General features: G+C 69.7%; 23 protein-coding genes and 1 tRNA gene. 12 read left to right on the top strand and 12 right to left on the bottom strand.

What is annotated here, in order from left to right; genetic code table 11:
- Positions 1 to 16: 16 nt before the first annotated feature.
- Positions 17 to 1,102, bottom strand: coding sequence for a citrate synthase/methylcitrate synthase (locus VKQ35_RS16695; RefSeq protein ID WP_324363638.1), 1,086 nt, complete (start codon positions 1,100 to 1,102; stop codon positions 17 to 19).
- Between the two features lie 95 nt (positions 1,103 to 1,197).
- Between VKQ35_RS16695 and VKQ35_RS16700 the strand changes: the two genes are divergently transcribed.
- Entirely contained in the window at positions 1,198 to 2,364 is a 1,167-nt protein-coding gene (locus VKQ35_RS16700; protein ID WP_324363640.1) for a citrate synthase, read from the top strand.
- Here the strand turns inward: VKQ35_RS16700 and VKQ35_RS16705 are convergent.
- A complete protein-coding gene (locus VKQ35_RS16705; RefSeq protein ID WP_324363642.1) occupies positions 2,361 to 3,530 on the bottom strand; it encodes an aspartyl/asparaginyl beta-hydroxylase domain-containing protein in 1,170 nt (389 codons plus the stop codon). The genes VKQ35_RS16700 and VKQ35_RS16705 overlap by 4 nt on opposite strands.
- 183 nt (positions 3,531 to 3,713) lie before the next feature.
- Between VKQ35_RS16705 and VKQ35_RS16710 the strand changes: the two genes are divergently transcribed.
- A complete protein-coding gene (locus tag VKQ35_RS16710) occupies positions 3,714 to 4,517 on the top strand; it encodes an undecaprenyl-diphosphate phosphatase (protein WP_324363644.1) in 804 nt (267 codons plus the stop codon).
- 107 nt (positions 4,518 to 4,624) lie between these two features.
- Here VKQ35_RS16710 and VKQ35_RS16715 read toward each other — a convergent pair whose 3' ends face one another.
- The 3 genes from VKQ35_RS16715 to VKQ35_RS16725 form a co-directional block, all read right to left on the bottom strand.
- The gene (locus tag VKQ35_RS16715) at positions 4,625 to 4,891 is read right to left on the bottom strand and encodes a hypothetical protein (protein WP_324363646.1); all 267 of its coding nucleotides are present in this window, start codon (positions 4,889 to 4,891) and stop codon (positions 4,625 to 4,627) included.
- A 103-nt stretch (positions 4,892 to 4,994) separates the two neighbouring features.
- A complete protein-coding gene (locus tag VKQ35_RS16720) occupies positions 4,995 to 5,915 on the bottom strand; it encodes a sulfotransferase domain-containing protein (protein ID WP_324363648.1) in 921 nt (306 codons plus the stop codon).
- Between the two features lie 82 nt (positions 5,916 to 5,997).
- The gene (locus tag VKQ35_RS16725; RefSeq protein WP_324363650.1) at positions 5,998 to 6,990 is read right to left on the bottom strand and encodes a complex I NDUFA9 subunit family protein; all 993 of its coding nucleotides are present in this window, start codon (positions 6,988 to 6,990) and stop codon (positions 5,998 to 6,000) included.
- A gap of 113 nt (positions 6,991 to 7,103) precedes the next feature.
- Here VKQ35_RS16725 and VKQ35_RS16730 point away from each other — a divergent pair.
- From VKQ35_RS16730 to VKQ35_RS16760, 7 genes are all read left to right on the top strand, one after another.
- Positions 7,104 to 7,190 (top strand) — tRNA-Leu (locus VKQ35_RS16730).
- Between the two features lie 109 nt (positions 7,191 to 7,299).
- The gene (locus VKQ35_RS16735; RefSeq protein ID WP_414692359.1) at positions 7,300 to 7,926 is read left to right on the top strand and encodes a ribonuclease D; all 627 of its coding nucleotides are present in this window, start codon (positions 7,300 to 7,302) and stop codon (positions 7,924 to 7,926) included.
- Between the two features lie 4 nt (positions 7,927 to 7,930).
- Positions 7,931 to 8,569, top strand: coding sequence for an LPS export ABC transporter periplasmic protein LptC (lptC, locus tag VKQ35_RS16740; RefSeq protein ID WP_324363652.1), 639 nt, complete (start codon positions 7,931 to 7,933; stop codon positions 8,567 to 8,569).
- 14 nt (positions 8,570 to 8,583) lie between these two features.
- On the top strand, positions 8,584 to 9,243 hold the full coding sequence (locus VKQ35_RS16745) for an LptA/OstA family protein (protein ID WP_324363654.1): 660 nt from the start codon (positions 8,584 to 8,586) through the stop codon (positions 9,241 to 9,243).
- A gap of 25 nt (positions 9,244 to 9,268) precedes the next feature.
- Complete coding sequence (lptB, locus tag VKQ35_RS16750; RefSeq protein ID WP_324363656.1) at positions 9,269 to 10,021, top strand: LPS export ABC transporter ATP-binding protein; 753 nt, start codon at positions 9,269 to 9,271, stop codon at positions 10,019 to 10,021.
- Between the two features lie 25 nt (positions 10,022 to 10,046).
- Positions 10,047 to 10,688 (top strand): hypothetical protein, encoded by a 642-nt coding sequence (locus tag VKQ35_RS16755; RefSeq protein WP_324363658.1) that lies wholly within the window; start codon positions 10,047 to 10,049, stop codon positions 10,686 to 10,688.
- 70 nt (positions 10,689 to 10,758) lie between these two features.
- Positions 10,759 to 11,253 (top strand): YbjN domain-containing protein, encoded by a 495-nt coding sequence (locus VKQ35_RS16760; RefSeq protein ID WP_324363660.1) that lies wholly within the window; start codon positions 10,759 to 10,761, stop codon positions 11,251 to 11,253.
- Between the two features lie 3 nt (positions 11,254 to 11,256).
- Here the strand turns inward: VKQ35_RS16760 and VKQ35_RS16765 are convergent, their stop codons facing one another.
- The gene (locus tag VKQ35_RS16765; protein ID WP_324363662.1) at positions 11,257 to 11,982 is read right to left on the bottom strand and encodes a YafY family protein; all 726 of its coding nucleotides are present in this window, start codon (positions 11,980 to 11,982) and stop codon (positions 11,257 to 11,259) included.
- 206 nt (positions 11,983 to 12,188) lie between these two features.
- Between VKQ35_RS16765 and rpoN the strand changes: the two genes are divergently transcribed.
- From rpoN to VKQ35_RS16780, 3 genes are all read left to right on the top strand, one after another.
- Complete coding sequence (rpoN, locus tag VKQ35_RS16770; RefSeq protein ID WP_324363664.1) at positions 12,189 to 13,691, top strand: RNA polymerase factor sigma-54; 1,503 nt, start codon at positions 12,189 to 12,191, stop codon at positions 13,689 to 13,691.
- Positions 13,692 to 13,748: 57 nt separating this feature from the next.
- The gene (gene hpf, locus VKQ35_RS16775; protein WP_324363665.1) at positions 13,749 to 14,381 is read left to right on the top strand and encodes a ribosome hibernation-promoting factor, HPF/YfiA family; all 633 of its coding nucleotides are present in this window, start codon (positions 13,749 to 13,751) and stop codon (positions 14,379 to 14,381) included.
- A gap of 79 nt (positions 14,382 to 14,460) precedes the next feature.
- Positions 14,461 to 14,943, top strand: coding sequence for a PTS sugar transporter subunit IIA (locus VKQ35_RS16780; protein WP_324363667.1), 483 nt, complete (start codon positions 14,461 to 14,463; stop codon positions 14,941 to 14,943).
- Between the two features lie 163 nt (positions 14,944 to 15,106).
- Here VKQ35_RS16780 and VKQ35_RS16785 read toward each other — a convergent pair whose 3' ends face one another.
- From VKQ35_RS16785 to VKQ35_RS16810, 6 genes are all read right to left on the bottom strand, one after another.
- Complete coding sequence (locus VKQ35_RS16785) at positions 15,107 to 15,361, bottom strand: DUF1150 domain-containing protein (RefSeq protein WP_324363708.1); 255 nt, start codon at positions 15,359 to 15,361, stop codon at positions 15,107 to 15,109.
- 114 nt (positions 15,362 to 15,475) lie between these two features.
- The gene (locus tag VKQ35_RS16790) at positions 15,476 to 15,898 is read right to left on the bottom strand and encodes an Hsp20 family protein (protein ID WP_324363709.1); all 423 of its coding nucleotides are present in this window, start codon (positions 15,896 to 15,898) and stop codon (positions 15,476 to 15,478) included.
- A gap of 91 nt (positions 15,899 to 15,989) precedes the next feature.
- Positions 15,990 to 16,700 (bottom strand): PEP-CTERM sorting domain-containing protein, encoded by a 711-nt coding sequence (locus VKQ35_RS16795; protein ID WP_324363669.1) that lies wholly within the window; start codon positions 16,698 to 16,700, stop codon positions 15,990 to 15,992.
- 159 nt (positions 16,701 to 16,859) lie between these two features.
- On the bottom strand, positions 16,860 to 17,534 hold the full coding sequence (locus VKQ35_RS16800; RefSeq protein WP_324363671.1) for a PEPxxWA-CTERM sorting domain-containing protein: 675 nt from the start codon (positions 17,532 to 17,534) through the stop codon (positions 16,860 to 16,862).
- Between the two features lie 68 nt (positions 17,535 to 17,602).
- A complete protein-coding gene (locus VKQ35_RS16805) occupies positions 17,603 to 18,157 on the bottom strand; it encodes a hypothetical protein (RefSeq protein ID WP_324363673.1) in 555 nt (184 codons plus the stop codon).
- 35 nt (positions 18,158 to 18,192) lie between these two features.
- On the bottom strand, positions 18,193 to 19,506 hold the full coding sequence (locus VKQ35_RS16810) for a hypothetical protein (protein ID WP_324363675.1): 1,314 nt from the start codon (positions 19,504 to 19,506) through the stop codon (positions 18,193 to 18,195).
- Positions 19,507 to 19,584 lie beyond the last annotated feature (78 nt).

Below are 19,584 nucleotides of genomic sequence, written 5' to 3' on the forward strand. Positions count from 1 at the left end.
CGGCACGGGGAGGCAGCTAGGCGGCCACCTTCGGCATCGGTCCCACATAGCGCGACGCCGGGCGGATCAGCCGCCCGCCCGCCAGCTGTTCGCGGGCGTGCGCGATCCAGCCGACGACGCGGCCGGTGGCGAAGACGCAGGTGAAGGCGGACGGCGGATAGGCCAGGGCCTCAAGCAATAGCGCCGTGTAGAACTCCACATTGGTCTGCAGCGACCGGTCGGGTTTGCGTTCTTTCAGGATCGCCAATGCCGCGGCCTCCACCGCTTCGGCGAAGGCCAGCCGGCCCGGCGCGGCGCTCGAGCCCTCCGCCAGCTTGCGGACCGCGGCCTTGAGGGCGTCGGCGCGCGGGTCGCGGACGCGGTAGACGCGGTGGCCGAAGCCCATCAGCCGGTCGCCGCGGGCCAGCGCCGCCTCGATCCAGGGCCGGGCGTTGCCGGGCGTGCCGATGCCGTCCAGCATCTCGATGATCGGCCCGGGCGCCCCGCCGTGCAGCGGCCCTTTCAACGCGCTGATCCCGCCCAGTACGGCGGACGCGAGCCCGGCGTGGGTCGAGGCGATCACCCGGGCGGCGAAGGTCGAGGCGTTGAGGCCATGGTCGCTGACGGTCACCAGATAGGTGTCCAGCGCGGCGGCCTCTGCGGCGGTCGCGGGCGCGCCCCGCAGCATGCGCAGCGTGTCGGCCGCGTGGCTGAGCGCCAGGTCCGGCTTCACCGGCGCCGCGCCGGCCTGGGCGCGCACCATGGCGGCGGTGAATACCGCCGGCGCCGCGGTGAGCCGGAGGGCCACGCTCAGGTCATCGCCGTCGGCCAGCCGCGCGGTGAGCGCCCGCATGCCCTCGATGGGGCTGCGATCCAGGAGCCCGGTGTCCAGCGCTGAGACCTCGGCGAACACCTCGACGCGGGCCGCGGCGATCGCCGGGGCCAGATCGTCGGGCAGGCGGTCGAAGAAGCCGTCCCACAGGAGGCGCGTGACCTCCTCGAAGGTGATCCGCCCCGCCAGCTCGTCCAGGTCGTGGCCGCGGATGATCAGCCGCCCGGCCTGGCCGTCGACCTCCGACAGCACGGTCTCCGCGGCGACAACGCCTTCCAATCCATCCGACATGAGGGTCTCCAATTCCGGCTTGCCAGTTCTGGCTTGCGTGCTGTCAGAAATGCCCTCAACCTGGGTTCGTCAATCTTGATCAATATAATCAATATATGCCCGTTCAACCCGACTGGATCGCCGCCGAGGAAGCCCGCGACCGCCTGGGCGTCCGCCCGCAGACGCTCTACGCCTATGTCAGCCGCGGCCGCGTGCAGGTGCGCGCCGACCCGCGTGACCCGCGCCGCAGCCTCTACCGCGCCGCCGACATCGCCGCGTTGGCGCTCCGCAAGACCCGCAGCCGCAAGGTCTCCGACGTGGCGACCGGCGCCATGGCCTGGGGCGAGCCGGTGCTGTCGTCGGAGATCACCACGGTGGCCGGCGGGCGGCTGTTCTACCGCGGCCGCGACGCGATCCGGCTCTCCGAGACCGAGACCCTGGAGTCGGTGGCCCGCCTGCTGCGCGGCGGCCACGGGGCGGCGCTGAAGCGCACCGAGCGGCCCGATCCGCCGAAGCATCCCGACATGCGCACCCGCGCCTACCTGGCGCTCGCCGCCCGCGCCGGCTCCGATCCGCCGGCCCGCGGCCGCCATCCCCTGGTGCTGGCGGTGGAGGCCGCGACCCTGCTGGACGTGCTGACCGACGCGGTGGCCGGCGAGACCTGGGGCGGCGCGATCCACAACCGCCTGGCGCTGGCCTGGGGCCAGGGCCCCGGCGGGCCGGGCGCGGACCTGGTGCGGCGCATGCTGGTGCTGGTCGCCGATCACGAGCTGAACCCGTCCGCCTTCGCCGCCCGGGTGGCCGCCTCGACCGGCGCGTCGCTGGCGGCCTCGGCGCTGGCGGGCTTGGCGACCCTGTCCGGTCCGCGCCATGGCGGCGCCTCGGCGGCGGTCCGGACCTTCGCCGCCGAAGCCGCTCAGCTCGGCCCGCGCCAGGCGATCGCGAACCGGCTGGTGGAGGACCGCCTGCTGCCGGGCTTCGGCCATCCGCTCTATCCGGACGACGACCCCCGCGCCGCGGCGCTGCTGGAGCGGTTCACCCCGCCGCCGGACCTCCTGGCGCTGCAGGCGGCGGTGAAGGCGGTCACCGGCCTCGCCCCCAACGTCGACTTCACCCTGGTGGCCGGCTGCGAGGCCCTGAACCTGCCGGCCGACGCCCCCTTCGCCCTGTTCTCCGTGGCCCGCTGCGCCGGCTGGATCGCGCATGCCATCGAACAGGGCCAGGCCGACACCCAGATCCGCCCCAGGGCGCGCTACGTTGGGCCTGAGCCGGAGCTGAGCTAGCTGGAAAAGAACTCCAGCCGCGCGGCCAGCAGCGCCTTCACCAACTCCTGCTCCTCCGGCTCCAGCAGCGGGTTCCACAGGTCGAGGATCAGGATGACCCGCAGTTCGTCGGCGTCGTTCCAGGCCTCGTGCTCGATGGTGTCGTCGAACACCCAGGCCTCGCCCATTTTCCATTCACGGGTCTCGTTCCCCACCCGGAAGCGCGCCGGGCCCGGCAGGATCAGCGGCAGGTGGCAGAGCAGCCGCACATTGGTCGAGCCTGTGTGGGCCGGGATACGCGTGTGCGGGTCGAGCGCCGAGAACATGGCGGTGGGCGCATAGCCCGGCTGGTAGGCCAGCGGCAGCCGCTCCAGCAGCGCCGCGGTCTTGGGGCACAGCCTGCAGGCGCCGTCCTGCCGCGCCCCGTCCTTCCACAGGAAGAACGAGCTCCACTTCGTCGAGTGGTTGAGCTCGCCCCACTGGTTGACCGGGGTGCCCTTCGGATAGGCGATGTAGGGGGCGAAATCGTCCTTGGCGGCCTGCAGCGCCCCTTCCAGCTCGCCCCGGATGGTGTCGGTCGCCGCCTCCAGCTCCTCGAACCAGGGGAACAACGACCGGTCGTAGAACGGGATCGCCGGGAGCCTCGGATAGTGCAGCAGCAGGGGCTCCTGATTGTAGACCCTGGTCCGTCCGGCGAAGATCCCGACGCTCTCGTCGAAGCGGCGGCGCGCGGCGGGCGAGACCTGCGCCTTCACCGCGTCGGTGCGGGCCTTGAGGTGGTCCTCCAGTGCGGCTTGAGTCTTGGCGGCGACTTCGCGGGCTCGGGCGGTGGGCGCGCGCAGCGGCGGCGGCAGCTCGTCCTCCGGCGGGGCGATCAGCAGCGCGTTCCGGTAGATCGCCGCGGCGGCGCGCTCGCCGCCCGTGCGCTCGACCAGCGCGCCCTTCGAGAGCAGGGCCACATAGTCGTAGGGGTCCAGGTTCAGCGCCTCATCGAGCGCCTCCAGGGCGCCGGCCAGATCGCCCAGCGTGCGGCTGACCATGGCGCGCTGCATCTTCAGCGCCTTGTCGCGCGGATCGGCGCGTTCGGCCTCGCGCAGCAGGGCGAGCGCGCCGGCCCGGTCGCCGCGCTGCAGGGCCGCCTGCACGCGCCCGCTGACATCTGCCTGTCCGACGTCCTGCGACGCCATGTTGACCTCGGTAAATCTTCGCCCAAGACAATCCGCTAACAGGGATATACGCGGTCATCCGAGGCCGCGAGGGGGAATGGCCCGGTAAACGGCTTCTTCACCATACCCGCCCAACCCTAAGGCCAAGCTGCTTCGCCGCCGCCAAAGAGGGGCGGTCTTTTGGGGCCGCATTCGGGGAGCGCCATGTCGGATTGGATCCACGCCGTCATTCTCGGCCTCATCGAGGGGCTCACCGAGTTCATCCCGGTGTCCTCCACCGGCATGCTGCTCTTGTCCAAGCTGGCCATGGGGATCACCGACCCCTTCTGGGACACCTTCTGCGTGCTGATCCAGCTCGGCGCGATCCTGGCGGTGGTGGTGATCTACTTCCAGCGCCTGTGGCAGATCGCGCTGATGGCGCCGACCGTGCCCAGGGCCCGGGGCTTCGTGCTGAGCCTGTTCGTGGCCTTCATCCCGGCCGCGGTCGCGGGCCTGCTGCTGCACGACGTCATCAAGCACATCCTGTTCGAGAGCCCGCGGCTGATCTGCGTCTCGCTGATCGTCGGCGGCGTGGTGCTGCTGCTGATCGACCGCTTCGCGCCCTATCCGACGCGCAAGGACGCCATGGCGATCCCGCTCGGCACCTCCTTCATCATCGGCCTCTTCCAGTGCCTGGCCCTGGTGCCTGGCGTCTCGCGCTCCGGCGCGACCATCGTCGGCGCCATGCTGATGGGCGTCGAGAAGCGCGTGGCCGCCGAGTTCTCCTTCCTGCTGGCCATTCCGGTGATGGCCGGGGCCTTCACCGTCGACGCCTGGAAGAGCCGCCACGACCTGATGAACATGGGCCACATCGAGCTGGTGGCGGTCGGGTTCGGCGTGTCCTTCGTGGTCGCCCTCTACGTCATCCGCGGCATGCTGGTGATCATCACCCGCCGCGGCTACGCGCCCTTCGGCTGGCTGCGCATCCTGATCGGCGGCGCGGGCCTGGCGCTGTTGATGACCCGGTAGGCCGTCGCGCCCGCTCATCCCCGCGCAGGCGGGGACCGCCCGCAGGCGCGCCCCTTCTAAGCCAGGGCCCTATCCGCTTTGGCGTGACGTTGCCCAGGGCGCGGATTTCAGTGCTGTTTCGCGGCCGCATTGGCCGCCGCGTCCGCCTTGCGGCCGGCGAGAGCCGCCGCGTCGGCCGTCTTGTCCGCGGCATGGTCGACGGCGACGGCCGTATCGGCAGCCGCAGCGCGGGTGTTGTTGGCGGTGTCGTGCGCCGCCGAGGTGGCGGCGTCGCCCGCCTGGTTGGCGGCGGCCGCGCTCTCGTTTTGCGTCTTCTGGGAACAGGCCGCCACGGCGAGGAAGCCGGCGGCGAGCGCGATCGTGCGAAGTTTCATCAGGTCTCCAGCGCCAGTTTCGGACCACACGCGCCAGACGCGTGCTCACCACCGCCGATCGCGGTGTTGTTGAGAAGCCGCGGTGACGGCCAAGGTTCCGTGCCTAAGCGCCCTCGCCCGTCATCAGCCACCGCGCGCACTCGTCACCCAGCCGCTCCCGCGCCATCCGCTCGTAGGCCAGGCTCTCCGCCGGCGTCAGCACGTCCTTCCAGCGGCCGTTGCTACCCTTGTGGATGAAGGTGTCGGCGCCGCCCTCCCAGAACATCCCGGCGCCTGGTGCGTAACGCTCGGCGTGGGCCTTCATGTAGTCGAAGGTGCAGTGCTCGACGGCCTGCGGCCAACGGGTCTCAGGAATCTCGATCTCCAGGAACTCGGCGATCGAGCGCATCTCGCCGGCCAGGTCGGCCTTGAGGTTCGCGAAATGCACCAGCCTGACGTTGGGGTGATGGCGCAGCGCCCACCAGGAGGCGATGTTCTCCCAGAACGACCAGTAGGGCGCGCCGTCGTTCTCCAGCCAGGTCATGAAATAGCGGCGGATGTCCGGGTCGGCCCGCGGCAGGGTCGGCCCGATGCGGCCCGGCGTTTCGTTGAAGATCTGAAACGCCTCCTCGGTGTGGTTGGAGTGGTGGTTGTGCAGGCTCCAGACCACGTCGCGGCCATCGCGGGCGACGTAGAGGTATTTGGCCTTGGGCGACATCACCAGGGCGTCGGCCGGCAGGTGGGTCTTGATCACCCGGCGATGGGGCTGGGCGAGCAGCGCCTCGCGGGCTTCCGGCGGCACGAACCGCATGTCCCACCACGGCGACAGCTCGCTCATGGCCACCTCCGGATCGCCCTGGAAGATCAGCTGGCCGACGATCTGCTGGGTCCAGGTGGTGCCGGTCTTGGCGTAGGTACCGACCACGACGTCGTCGTCGCGGAACGGAAAGTCGTCCCACAGCGTCGAGTCCATGTGGTGGTTGTGCAGCTCGCGCGTCTTGCGCGGCCAGCTCCCGGCAATTTCGGCGCCGACGATCTCGCTCATGGTCAAGCCTCCCCCGAAGGGGCGCGACCTCAGCACAGAACAACGGTCGTTGAAACTGCACCTTTTTGAATCGGAGTCCGGCCTAGACGGCGGCGAGTTCGCGGTCTTCCTGGTCGGCGTACTGGCCGCCCTTGCGGTAGCGGTAGAGGTAGCCCGGCAGCACCGCCTCCAGCGTGGTCGGCGTGATCCCGAGCTCCGCGAGGCCCGGGCAGGCGCCGCTCGCCACATTGTCGGTCTTCAGCAGGATCAGCTGGTCGGCGGTGATCGGGGTCGGCAGGGACGCGCCGGCGAAGCCCGCCACGCCGTTGGCCGCATCGCCCACCGCCGCCATCAGGCCGGCCACTGGCCAGGGCAGGGGCAGCAGGATGCGGCGCTTGCCGATCTCGGCCAGCATCAGCTCCATGAGCTGGCGGAAGGTGAAGGCCGCCGGGCCGCCGAGCTCATAGGTCTGGCCGGCCGCCTCGGGCGCGGCCGTCACCAGGGCCAGCGCCTTGCCGACGTCGCCGACGAACACCGGCTGGAAGCGGGTATGGCCGCCGCCGATCAGCGGCAGCACCGGGCTGATCTGCGCCATGGCGGCGAAGCGGTTGAAGAAGTCGTCTTCCGGCCCGAACACGATGGAGGGGCGCACGACCACGGCGTCGGGATAGATCTCGCGGACCGCGGCCTCGCCCTCGGCCTTGGTGCGGGCGTACTTGGACTCGGAGCCGGCGTCGGCGCCGATGGCCGACATCTGCACGACCCGGGAGACACCTTCCGCTTTCGCGGCGGCGGCGACATTGCGCGCGCCCATGACCTGCAGCGCCTGGAAGCCCTGGCGGCCGGTCTCGCGCAGCACGCCGACCAGGTTCACCGACGCGCTCGCGCCGCTGAGCGCGCGGCGCAGGGACGGCTCGTTGCGGATGTTGGCCTGGACGATGTCGATCTGGCCCACATCGCCGTGCAGCCGCATGGCGTAGGCCTTGGCCGGATTGCGCACCGCGACCCGGATCCGCCAGCCGGCCTTGGCGAGTTGGCGCACGGCCTGGGCGCCGATGAAGCCGGATCCGCCGAAGACGGTGACGAGGTTCTGCATGCGCCAGCCGATAGACGATGCCGCGCCTCGCTGCAATCGGCTGCGCACAGGGGCCGTTGACCGGCGGGAGGCGGGGCTTTAAGGAAGCCGGCTCGCGCGATCCGACGGATCGGGCCCAGGTGGCGGAATTGGTAGACGCGCTGGCTTCAGGTGCCAGTGGCTTAACGGCCGTGAAGGTTCGAGTCCTTTCCTGGGCACCACCCTCTCTTGGAGGGGGTGGACATACGGCGCCCCTTACCCAGGCGCCCTCTACCCCCGGCTCCCTGGGGCTCTATATTGTAGCCGGGGATGGATCTGGCGGAGCGCATCTTGAAGAAGGCTGCCACACACCTGTACGAGGGCGATCTGCCGGCCGGCGCGCTGGCGGGCGCGCGCGTGGTGGCGATCGATTCGGAGACCATGGGCCTGCGGCTCGGCCGCGACCCGCTGTGCGTGGTGCAGCTTTCCGACGGCCATGGCGAGGCCCATGTCGTGCAGCTCGACCGCACGACCTATGACGCCCCGAACCTCAAGGCCCTGCTCACCGACCCGGCGGTGCTGAAGCTGTTCCACTTCGGCCGCTTTGATATCGCCATGTTCTGGCTGCACCTGGGCGTGGTGACCGCCCCCGTCTACTGCACCAAGATCGCCTCGAAGCTGGCGCGCACCTACACCGACCGCCACGGGCTGAAGGACGTCACCAAGGAGCTCCTGGGGATCGACCTCTCCAAGGCCCAGCAGAGCTCCGACTGGGGTCAGCGCGAGCTCAGCGAGGATCAGGTAGCCTACGCCGCCTCCGACGTGCTGCACCTGCACGCCCTGCGCGACCGTCTCGACGAGATGCTGGTCCGCGAGGGCCGCGACGGCCTGGCGCGCGCCTGTTTCGCCTTCCTGCCCCATCGCGCCCAGCTGGACGTCGCCGGATGGGAAGACGTCGACATCTTCGCCCACAGCTGACGACATGACCGCGGCCTCCGACATCCCGATGCCGCCCGGCGCCAGCGAAGGCCGGGCGCGGCGGGTCTCGATCCAGCGCTGGCGGCGCCGCTCGCGGCTGATCCGGGTCTACCGCCTGGTCCTGCCGCTGCTGATCGGCGCGATCCTCCTGGGGCTCGGCGCCTCGGTGGCCTACAACGCGCTCACCTCGCAGCGGATTCCGCCGGGCAACGCCAACGATCCGATCCGGCTGGTGAAGCCGCACTTCGTCGGCCGCGACGCGCGCGGGCGGCCGTTCGTGCTGACCTCGGTCACCGCCACCCGCGACCCGCGCGACTACCAGAAAGTCTATCTCGACCGGCCGACGCTGACCCTCGACGCCGACGGGGCGGACCCGACGCATGTCACCGGCGGGGCCGGGGTGTTTCACGAGGACACCAGCAAGCTCGAACTGAGCAAGGGCGTGCGGCTCTCCAGCGCCCGCGGGGCCTTCGACACCGCCACCTCGCTCTACGATCTCAAGAGCGGCGATCTGGGCGGTTCAGACGCCGTTCAGGGCATGGGGTCTCTTGGACAAATCCAAGCAAAGTCCTACAGCGTCTATGACAAGGGCGCGCGCATGGTCTTTACGGGCGAAGTCCACACGCGCCTGCAACCGAAGTGAGGCTGAGCCAGTCGATGAAAAGCCTGATCGCGATGGCGGCGCCGGCGGCGGCTCTCGTGGCGGCTCTCGCGGCCCACGGGGCGGCGGCGCAGGCTCCGGCCGCCCAGCCGGCCAAGGCGGCGAAGGCGCCCGTCGACATCCGCTCCGACTCCGCCGAATCGCGCAGTTCCGACTGCACGGCGATCTGGTCCGGCTCGGCCGAGGCCCTGCAGGACACCTCGCGCCTGCGCGCCGACGTGATGATCACCCACCAGGAGATCCTGCAGAAGCAGAAGGCCCCCGCCGGCGCGGCGTCCGGACCGGGCAACGCCTGCGGCGACACCGTCAGCCTGGAGGCGAAGGGCAACGTCTACTACGCCGCCGCGGACGGCCGCCGCGTGCATGGCGACAACGCCTTCTACGACTACGGCACCACGACCATCACCATCACCGGCGACGTGACCGCCGTCGACGGCCAGAACGTCATGCGCGGCACCAAGATGGTCTACAACACCCAGACCGGCGAAGGTCACATGGAAGGCTCCGGCAAGGGGTCCGCCGCCAAGAACCGTCCGCGCGGCGTGTTTTATCCGAAGGACGCGGCCACCGACGCCTCGGCGACCGGCGCAGCTCCAGGCGCGGCGACGGGCGAGGCCGCTCCCGCCAAGCCGAAGAAGAAGAAGGCCACTCAGTGAGCACGGGGCGGGTTATCGCTTGAAGATGGAACGCATCGGTTCGCCCCCAGGCGTCGCTGGCGAAGGCCTGGTGGTCGACAACATCGGCAAGTCGTTCCGCGGCCGGCCGGTGGTGAAGGGCGTCTCCCTGCGGCTGGCGCGGGGCGAGGTCGTGGGCCTGCTCGGCCCCAACGGCGCCGGCAAGACCACCTGCTTCTACATGATCACCGGCCTGATCGCGGCGGACTATGGCGCGATCTACCTCGACGGCGAGAACATCACCGCGCAGCCGATGTACCAGCGCGCCCGCATGGGCGTGGGCTATCTGCCGCAGGAGACCTCGATCTTCCGCGGCATGAGCGTGGGCGAAAACGTCATGGCTGTGGTCGAGCTGCGCGAGCGCGACCGCAAGCGCGCGCGCGCCATGGTCACCGAACTCCTCGAAGAGCTGCACATCGAGCACCTGCGCAACGCGCCAGCCATCTCGCTGTCGGGCGGTGAGCGCCGCCGCGTGGAAATCGCCCGGGCGCTCGCGTCGGAGCCCAGCTTCATGCTGCTGGACGAGCCCTTCGCCGGCATCGACCCGCTGGCGATCACCGACATCCGCGAAGTGATCGCCTATCTGAAGCGCCGCGGCATCGGCATCCTGATCACCGACCACAATGTCCGCGAGACCCTCGACATCATCGACCGCGCCTCGATCATCCACGCGGGCGAGGTGCTGTTCGAAGGCGCGCCGCACGAGATCGTCGACGACCCGGAAGTCCGCCGCGTCTACCTGGGCGACACCTTCGCCTGATTGTTCGTCTTCCAAGGAGCCCGCCGTGTCCCACCGACTTCGCAGGCTCGCTCCCGTCCTCGCCGCGATGTTGGCCGCCGCCTCTCCGGCGCTCGCCGCCGAGAAGGTCATCGAGATCGGCAAGGCCTTCCCGTTCCTCAAGGGCTACCTGGAGCTGCCGGCGGCGGAGCGCAGCCATTTCACCATGGCCTATTACCTGCACGTCGGCTCGACGCCCCTGACCGCCCCGGTCTGGATCGTCGAGGGCGATAAGCGCGCGCTGCTCGTTCTGGGGCCTTCGGGAAAGGTGACCCACCTGCCGAGCCTGGCCCAGCTTGGCGACGCCAAGCTGGTGATCGGCGTCGATCCGGCCACCAAGATCAACGCGACCATCGGGGTCGAGCCGCTGATCCCGCCGGCGGCCGACCTGGACGCCCACGAGCTGGCCGCGGCCGTCGCCCAGGCGGCGGTGGGCGAGAAAAAGGCCGCCGGCATCATGGCCATGGCCATGCCAAAGCTCTCCAACGTCGGCTTCGTGGGCGTCGCCGCCGGAGAGGTCGAGTTCGCCGACGGCCATCGCGCCCCGCTGCCGATGGTGAAGGGCCTCGTGACCTACGATCCCGCCGCCCAGCCGAACGCCAGGCGCATCCGCCTGCCGAAGGTCCCGGACAAGCTCGACATAAACTGACGGCTCAGTCAGCCTGGACGGGAAAAGAGAACGCCCCCAATCTGAGGTCCACGGGGCATGTGGGGACGCAATGACCAAGTCGATCTCGCGAATCTTCTTGCTGGCGGGCATCAGCCTGCTTTGCTCGATAGGTACGCCATCTGTCGCGTCGACCGTGCTTGCCGCGCACGCTGACAGCGTCGTCGCTGCGCTCAAGGAAAATGGCTACCAAGCAAAGCTTGAAAAGGGCGACGACGGAAGCCCGCAGATCATCACCGCTTCTGGCGGCAACAAGATGGTGATGACCTTCTCGTCGTGCACAAAGGGCGATAATTGCGAATATATTGAGCTAATTGCGTCTTGGTCGGGGACGAGCGACGCCGACGCAAGGTCTGCGGTGACCAAATGGAACGGCGAGGAGCACTTCGCCGCTGCCATCTATTTGCCAAAAGATAAGTACGTCGTCCTCTACCACTACATAATTACAGGCAGCGCTGGGATTTCCGACAGCTCACTCATCGCCAGCATCGAGTATTTCGATCGGGAATATGTCCAGATCGGGAACGGCCTTACGCCCGCCAAGTGAGGCTTAGTCCCTAGCGCCGCCGGGCTCCTTGACGCCCATCGCCGCCATCTTCTCGTTCATCGCGCGGCGGTAGCGCGCGCGTAGGGTCGCCGGCCGTTCCGGATAGCGCTCGTCCAGAAAGTCCGCGGCCGTCACCCGGTCGGTGCGGAAGCTGCGGAAATCGGTGCGCAGCTCGCACCAGGCGATCATCAGCCGCACCGTCTCATGATAGCCGACGGCGAAGGGCCAGACGGTGCGCTGGCTGACCTGATCCTGCTCGTCGCGGTAGCCGAGCGCGATCTTGCGGCCGTTGCGGATGGCGTGGCGGACCTGCGCCATGTCGAGCCCGTCCGGCGCGACGTTCCAGCGGGGCGCGGCGCGGGCCGCGGGCTCCAGCGCGAAGGGGCGCAGCCGCTCGGGGACGGCGGCGACGATCTTGCCGATCAGGTCCTGGGCGGCGCGGGCCAGCGCCGGGTCGCCCCGACCGGCCACCCATTGCGCGCCCAGCACCGCGGCCTCGATCTCGTCCGGCGTCAGCATCAGGGGCGGCAGGTCGAAGCCGCCGTCCAGCACATAGCCGACACCCGCCTCGCCGCGGATCGGCACCCGCTGGGCCATCAGGTCGGCGATGTCGCGGTAGATGGTGCGCTTGGAGGTCTCCAGCTCCGCGGCCATGGCGTCGGCGGTCACCGGCCGGCGCGTGCGGCGCAGCACCTGGATGATCTGGAACAGCCGGTCGGCGCGTCGCATGGGCCTGAACTCATATTGCCATCGTGCTGACAGACAGTGGCAGGCGATCACCCCCGAGCCAACACTTCCTGCAAAACAGGCCGCGCGCGATGGATCGTAACCAGCATTAACCAATCGGTCGCCTTCGCGCGGCTAAGGTCGAAAGCAAGAACCGGGCCAAGGGGGTCCGGGCCCCAGGTTTTTGGGGTCTATCGGGGGTTTTCGCCTTGGCGCTCAGCGCGCGTCTCGAGATCCGGCAGGGCCAGGGACTGGTCATCACGCCGCAGCTGCAGCAGGCGATCAAGCTGCTGCAGCTGTCGAATCTCGAGCTCGACGCCTTCGTGGACGCCGAGCTGGAGCGCAACCCGCTGCTGCAGCGGGATGAACGCGACGCCGAGCCCGAGGCCGAGGCGCCGATCGAGGCGGCCGCCGACCTTTCCACCGATCGCATGGACGACGCCGGCGCCCGCGCCGAGCTCGACACCGCCCACGATGAGGCTTCGCCCGGCGAGCGCGTCACGGGCGACGCGCAGAACGACATGGGCGCGGCCGAGGCCGGCGCGTCCGTCGACTGGTCCAAGGCCAGGAGCGGCGGCTCCTTCGAGGGCGACTCCGATGGCCTGGAGAGCATCCTCACGCACGAGAAGTCGCTGAGCGAACACCTGCACGACCAGCTTTCCGCCAGCGGCCTGAAGGGCGCGGAGGCCGCGGCCGCGAGCGTGCTGATCGATTCCGTCGACGAGGGCGGCTACCTGCGCGCCGACCTGGCCGAGATCGCCGAGCGGCTGGGCTGCGCGCAGGAGATGCTGGAGCGCGTGCTCGCCGTCCTGCAGGGCTTCGAGCCCGCCGGGATCTGCGCCCGGACCTTAAGCGAATGCCTGATGATCCAGCTGAAGGATCAGAACCGCTTCGACCCGGCCATGGCGGCCCTGCTCGACAACTTGCAGCTGCTCGCCAAGCGCGACATGCCGGCGCTGAAGCGCGCCTGCGGCGTCGACGACGAGGACCTGCGCGAAATGGTCGCCGAGCTGCGCGCCCTGACGCCCAAGCCCGGCGCCGCCTTCGGCGGCGAGCCGGCCCAGACCGTGGTGCCCGACGTCTATGTGCGCGAGGGCCTGGGCGGCCTCTGGCACGTCGAACTGAATTCCGAGACCCTGCCGCGCCTCCTGGTCGACCAGCGCTACCACGCCCGCGTCTCGGCCAGCGCCCGCACCGATCAGGAAAAGACCTTCGTCTCCGACTGCGCGGCCCAGGCGAGCTGGCTGGTCAAGAGCCTCGACCAGCGCGCCAAGACCATCCTCAAGGTCTCCTCCGAGATCGTGCGCCAGCAGGACGCCTTCCTGGCCTATGGCGTCGAACATCTGCGGCCGCTGAACCTGAAGACCGTCGCCGACGCCATCGGCATGCACGAGTCGACCGTCAGCCGGGTGACCTCGAACAAATATCTGGCGACCCCGCGCGGCGTCTTCGAGATGAAGTTCTTCTTCACCTCCGCCATCCAATCCTCCGAGGGCGGCGAGGCCCACTCCGCCGAGAGCGTCCGCCACAAGATCAAGCAGCTCATCGACACCGAGGCCAGCGAGCGGGACGTCCACTCCGACGACACCATCGTCGACATCCTCAAGGAAGCCGGCGTCGATATCGCGCGGCGCACGGTGGCCAAATACCGCGAGGCCATGCGCATCCCCTCGTCCGTGGAGCGCCGCCGCCGGCTGAAAGAGACGGCTTAGGTCCTTTCACACGGCCGTGCTTTGACACCTTCCGCGCCCGGGCGCGTTGATCCTCACATGCAAGTCCAAGTCACCGGCAAACATGTCGACGTCGGCGAGGCCCTGCGCTCGCGGGTCTCCGACGAACTCTCCCTCAGCATCGGCAAATACTTCGACCGCGGCGGCGGCGGCGGCGCCGATGTGGTGGTTTCCCGCGAGGGCCATGCCTTCAAGGTGGACTGCGCCGTCACCCTGGCGTCGGGCCAGCAGCTCACGACCCAGGGGCTGGGCGGCGACGCGCATCTGGCCTTCGATTCCGCCATCGCCAAGATGCAGAAGCGCATCCGCCGCTACAAGAACCGGCTGACCGACCACCATCCCCAGGCGCTGGCCCGCCAGGCGGAGACGGCGGCCTACTATGTTCTCCAGTCGCCCGACGACGGCGCGGACGACGACGATCTGGACGGCGAGGCCGCGGGCTTCCCCGAACCCATGGTGATCGCCGAAACCGAGACGGAAATCGGCCTCATGACCGTTTCCATGGCGGTGATGGAACTGGACCTGACCGAATCTCAAACAATCGTGTTCCGAAACGCCGCGCACGGCGGCTTGTCCGTGGTATATCGCCGCCCCGACGGCAATATCGGATGGATCGACCCCGAGCGGACGAAGGCGAATGGGGTCGGTTCGGGCGGCAAGGGCGGCGCGTAGGGGCGCGGCTTTTTTACCGTCCAGAGGCGGCCAACCAGGGGGGTGGGCCGTAGTTAAAGCGAGCTTCTTTAGAGACACCATGCAGATCGGCGAACTTCTGGATCGCAACGCGATCTCTTTGCGCGTGAGCGCCGCCAACAAGCGCAAGGCCTTGGCGGTCATCGCCGAGATCGCCGCCCGCAACTTCGGCCTCGACGCGGGTGACGTCTTGGACGCGCTGACCGAGCGGGAGCAGGCCGGCTCCACCGGCGTCGGTCACGGCGTGGCCGCGCCCCACGCCCGTGTGGAGGGCCTCACCCGCCTGCGCGGGGTGTTCGTGCGTCTCGAGCACGCCGTCGACTTCGATTCCGTGGACGATCAGCCCGTCGACCTGATCTTCGCCCTGTTCGCGCCGAAGGAGGCGACCGGCGTCGAGCACCTGCGCGCGCTCGCGCGGGTCTCGCGGATCCTGCGGCAATCGGACCTGCGCCAGCAGCTGCGTCAGGCCCGCACGACCGACGCGATCCACGCGCTGCTCGTACAGGACCCCGTGCAGCAGGCGTCACGGTCGTCGGCGGCTTAGCTGAATCATCCCTCCTCTTTAGGGGAGGGACAGATCGCGAAGCGATCAGGGTGGGGGACTCGCGTTCAAGCGCGGACGTCGGAGTTCTGGCCCACCAACCCCCACCCGACCGAGGCTTTCGCCTCGGCCACCCTCCCCTAAAGAGGAGGGATGGGCGTTTGAGCTAGTGAACCGAAACCGGCGCCAGTTCGTGCGCCAGGGCGGCGGCGACGGCGCTGTCGCGGTCGGTGAGCACGGCCAGGCGTTCGCCGTCGGCGCGGTGCACGGCGTAGAGGGTCTGGTCAGGCGCCAGGTGAAAGCCTTGAATCTGGGCCGTCGGCACGCTGGCCAGGATTTCGGCCGCGCTTACCGGGCGCACATAGACAAGGTCAGGGCCGCCCAATGCGGCGAAAGCTTCAGTCGATAGAATAGGCGTCATCATGACCACCTCCGCAATACGCAACGCCTCGAACGGTCGCCGGTTCAGCCTGCCGTTCACTGGCTGAGACGTCGGACATCCGACCGTCTCCTTTTTGATACTTAAGATTCGAGCTTAACCGCGGGCCTTGATCGGGATCCGGAGGATCCGTTTCTCCGGCTCGGGCCGGCTCAGATCGATGTGCAACAGGCCGTGTTCGAGGCTCGCCTCTTCTACGACCATGCCGTCGGCCAGGACAAAACTTCGGATGAACCCGCGCGCGGCGATGCCGCGATGCAGGAAGGCGTCTTCCGGCCGGACCGTGTTGTCGTCACGGCGGCCCAAGACCGTCAGCTGCCGGTCCTCAACGCTCACCTCCAGCTGATCGGGCGAAAAGCCCGCCACCGCCAGGGTGATCCTGATCTCGCCGTCGCCGCGGTCCTCCACATTGTAGGGGGGATAGCTCTCGGCGGCCGCCTTTTGGGCGCGCTCGATCAGACTGCGTGTGTGCTCGAAGCCCAAGAGAAACGGGCTGTCGAAAAGTACCGACCTGTTCATCCTCAAAGAGTCCTTGTCGAAAGCGACTCTCCGGCCGGACCGCCCGGCGTCGGCACGGTCCAACCGGACAAGGACTCAGGTGGGAAGTGAGTTAGGCGGTTTCAATGCCGCGCGGGCGGCGGCGGCGGTTGCGCAGCATCGCGCCCATGCCGGCGAAGCCGGTGAGCATCAGCGCCCAGGTCGAGGCCTCCGGCACGCCGCCGGCGACCTGACCCTGGTCGAAGCCGCCATTGTCGCCGAAGTCGTCGATGAAACTGGTGTCGCCAGCGCCGGTGAAGAAGTCGATGCCCTCACCGGTCGGGGGCGGATTGCCGCCCGGCGCGCCATCGGACCCGTCGCCCGCCGGCGGGGCGAAGCCGCCGCCGCCACCGCCGCCACCGCCGCCGCCACCCGCGCCGCCCTTGGGGTGCGGATTGCCCATGGTGATGTCGGAGGAGACCGACCAGGTGCCGTCAGCGTTCTTGTCGAACTCCCAGCCGGTGCCGCCCATCTGGATGATGTCGATGTAGCTGGTGGAGAGGTTGTTGGGGTCGATCGAGCCCATCACCGCGACGATGTCGCTGCTGCTGATCTGGAAGGACAGCAGGCTCGACTGATAGACGAAGCTCACGAAGTCGGCCTTCGAGATCGCGCCGTTGGGCATGTTCTGAAGCGTCAGCCAGCCGCCGGCGGCCCCGTTGACGCCGCAGTCGGCGCAGTCGCCGGAAAACTTGAATGTGACCGCCGCGCTGGCGGACCCGGCCGCCGCGGCGCTCAACCCAAGACCGGCGGCGATCGCGATCGCTGTCCACGGTGCCCGCATACCCAAACCCTCCGCTCAGCCGCCAACACGGCCCGGCGAAACTCGCGCCGAGCACAACTCCTCGGCGTTTTTGGAGCGGGTTGCTATCAGATTCTCCTACCAGGGGTTTTAACCATATCGAAATTCGCCCCTAGGGAGTATTCCTCGCGCCTGGGCGGGTCACACGGCCAACTTGAGGCGAGTCCGCGCGCGCAGCGCCACGCCGAGGCCCCCGAAACCTACGATCATCAGAGCCCAGGACGCCGGTTCCGGGACCGCGACCACCGCGTCGACCAGGCCCTGCTGGAAGGACGACGTCGTGCCGAAGTCGTCGACGGTGCGAGTGCCGCCGGTGTCGCCGCTGGGCAGCATGTCGCCCGAGCCGCCAATTCCGCCGAAGACGCCCGGGCTGCCGCCAGAGAAGCCGCCGCCGCCACCACCGCCACCACCGCCGCCGCCACCGCTGTTGTGCCTGTTGGCGCCCAGCTCGGAGGAGACGCTCCAGCTGCCGTCGGCGTTGCGCTCGAATTCCCAGCCGGTCCCGCCCAGCTGCACGATGTCGATCACCGTGGCGTCCGGCCGGCTGGGGTCGAACGCGCCGAGAACGGCGATGATGTCGCTGCGGTCGAGTGTGAAGGAGACGAGGTTCGACTTGTAGGCGAAGCTCACGAAGTCTGCGGTGCTGATCGGACCGGTCAGGGCGCTCGTGAGGGTCAGGGTGCCGGTGCCGACGCTCGCGCAATCGCGGCAGACCCCGGAGAAATCATAGACCGTGGTGGCGGCGTTCGCCGTTCCTACGCCAAAGCCCAGCCCCAACGCCACGGCCACGGCCGCCGCCGAAATCGATCCACGCATAACCCAGCCCTCTAGATGCGCCAGCGGGACGCCGACGTTTCCTGGCCCCACAACTCGCAACTCAGGATTTAGTTCACGGTGAAGGCGACGGTCGGTGAATCGAAATATCCCTTGCCGTCCGCGGCCACCACGCGGACCACCACCGTATGGGCGCCGGGCGCGAGCGCGCCGGCCGGCAGCACGGCCTTGAAGCCGACATTCACCAGCGCCGGCGCCTTGAAGAAGCTGGCGACGTCGGGCCGCGCCGCGCCATAGACCGTGCCGTAGGCGGCGCCGTCCACCACCAGGTCGACGCCCTTGCCCGGCGCCTTGGCCGGGGCGTCGAAGCCGAAGCCGTCGAACACGGTCGCCTGGCCGGCCGGCGTCACCGCGGGCTGGCGGCTGCGCGGATCGATGGCGGCGCCGACGCGGTCCAGGAAGAAGCCCGCCGCCTCCGGCCGCTTGGGAAGGCCGGCGGAGAGCACGCCCGCCGGCGCCGGCCCGCCGGCCGCGTCCGCCGGCGGGGCCACGGCCATGGGGTCCGGCGGCGGATGGCGCGGCTTGCCCTGCTCGCAGGCGGAAAGGCCCACGAGGGAGAGGCTCGCCAGGGCGAAACCGGCGGCGGCCAGAACGTGGCGTTTCAAGCGGAGCCTCCCCTGCGGCGCGGCGTCCGGCAGAGCTAGCCCTGTTCTCGCCGCCGCTCCAGGCCCTGGGCAGTGGCGAGTGCGTCGTTGATCGCGGCGCGGAAGGCCGCGGCCACCGGCTGCGCCAGCTCGCCCGAGACGCAGCGCAGGTCGTCGCCGGGCGTGTGGAAGTAGCGGTGGGAGCCGTAGAGGCCGATGGCGGTGCGGTAGCCGGCGTTCATCACATTGACCAGCTCGCCGCCGGCCATGGCCTTGTCGGCCAGATAGGTCGCCTCCAGGCCGCTGATCCCGCGGAAGGCCGCGCGGGTGGGGTCCAGGATGTCGGCCGTCGCGGTCAGCACCCGCTGGGAATCGGCGCTGGGCAAGGGCTTGAGACCCGCCGCCAGCTCGTGCCAGTCACGCGCCGCGGCGCTGGCCCCGATGTGCACCCAGAGCCGGGTCTTCTCCGGCGCGGGCGCCGCCTCGGCGAGGTAGTGTTCGCCGCCCAGGTATTCGTACTCGTGGCCGCTGGTCGCCAGCAGTTCGACGTTCACCCCGTGGTTCGCTTTCGCCAGCCATTGGGCGAGCGACAGCCAGACCGCCAGGCCCGAGCCGCGTTCGGCCGCGCAGCCGAACCAGCCGGACCGCGGCGTCGAGATCACCAGGGTCTTGGCCGCGCCGCGATCCAGCCGCGCGATCAGGTTGAACGCCGGCCGCCGGGCCGCCCCGCCGCCCTGGCCGTCGAGGACCAGCGTCGCGTTGCGGCCCTCTGCGGCGGCGGCCAGGAAGGGCTTGGCATCCTTCGGCGCCAGCAGCGCCACCGGTTTGTCGATGGCGGGCCGATGGGTCGAGACATTGAGCGCGATGGCCTCGCCGGTCGGGCCGTTGGTGACCAGCACGACGCCGGCGGCGCCCCGGCGCACCGCCTCGGCCACGAACCCGCCCATGGCCACCCAGCGCTGGCTCGGCAGGTCGAGCACGGCGATGGCGCCGGCGAGCCCGCCGGGCGCCGAGGCCAGCTTCAGGGGCGCGGTCAGGCCCGGCGGCCCGGTGGGCGCCACGATCGCCTGTGGGATGACCAACGCCTTCGCTTCGCCGCAGGTCAGCGTCGCCTGGCGCGGCTCGAAGAACGGGACCTCGAAGGCCTGGCGGCGGCAGGCGTAGCCGAGCTTGCCGAGCTCGCCTTCCAGCCAGGCGCCGCAGGCGGTGTCGCCCGGCCCGCCGGACGCCTTCACGCCGAAGCCGTGGTAGCGCTCCAGCGTCGCCTGCAGCGTGGCGGCCTCGGCCGCCGCGCTTGCGGCGGCGGGACCGGCGGCGGTCAGCCCCACGAGGCCCGCGCCTGCCAGGAGTCCTCGGCGCGACGGGGTCATGGCGACATCCTCCGGCGCGCTCACCGCGCCACCGGCGATTTGTAGACGACTCCCGCCGCCGGGCCGATATTGGAAAAA

The sequence above is a fragment of the Phenylobacterium sp. genome (assembly GCF_035309685.1).
GTDB lineage: Bacteria > Pseudomonadota > Alphaproteobacteria > Caulobacterales > Caulobacteraceae > Phenylobacterium.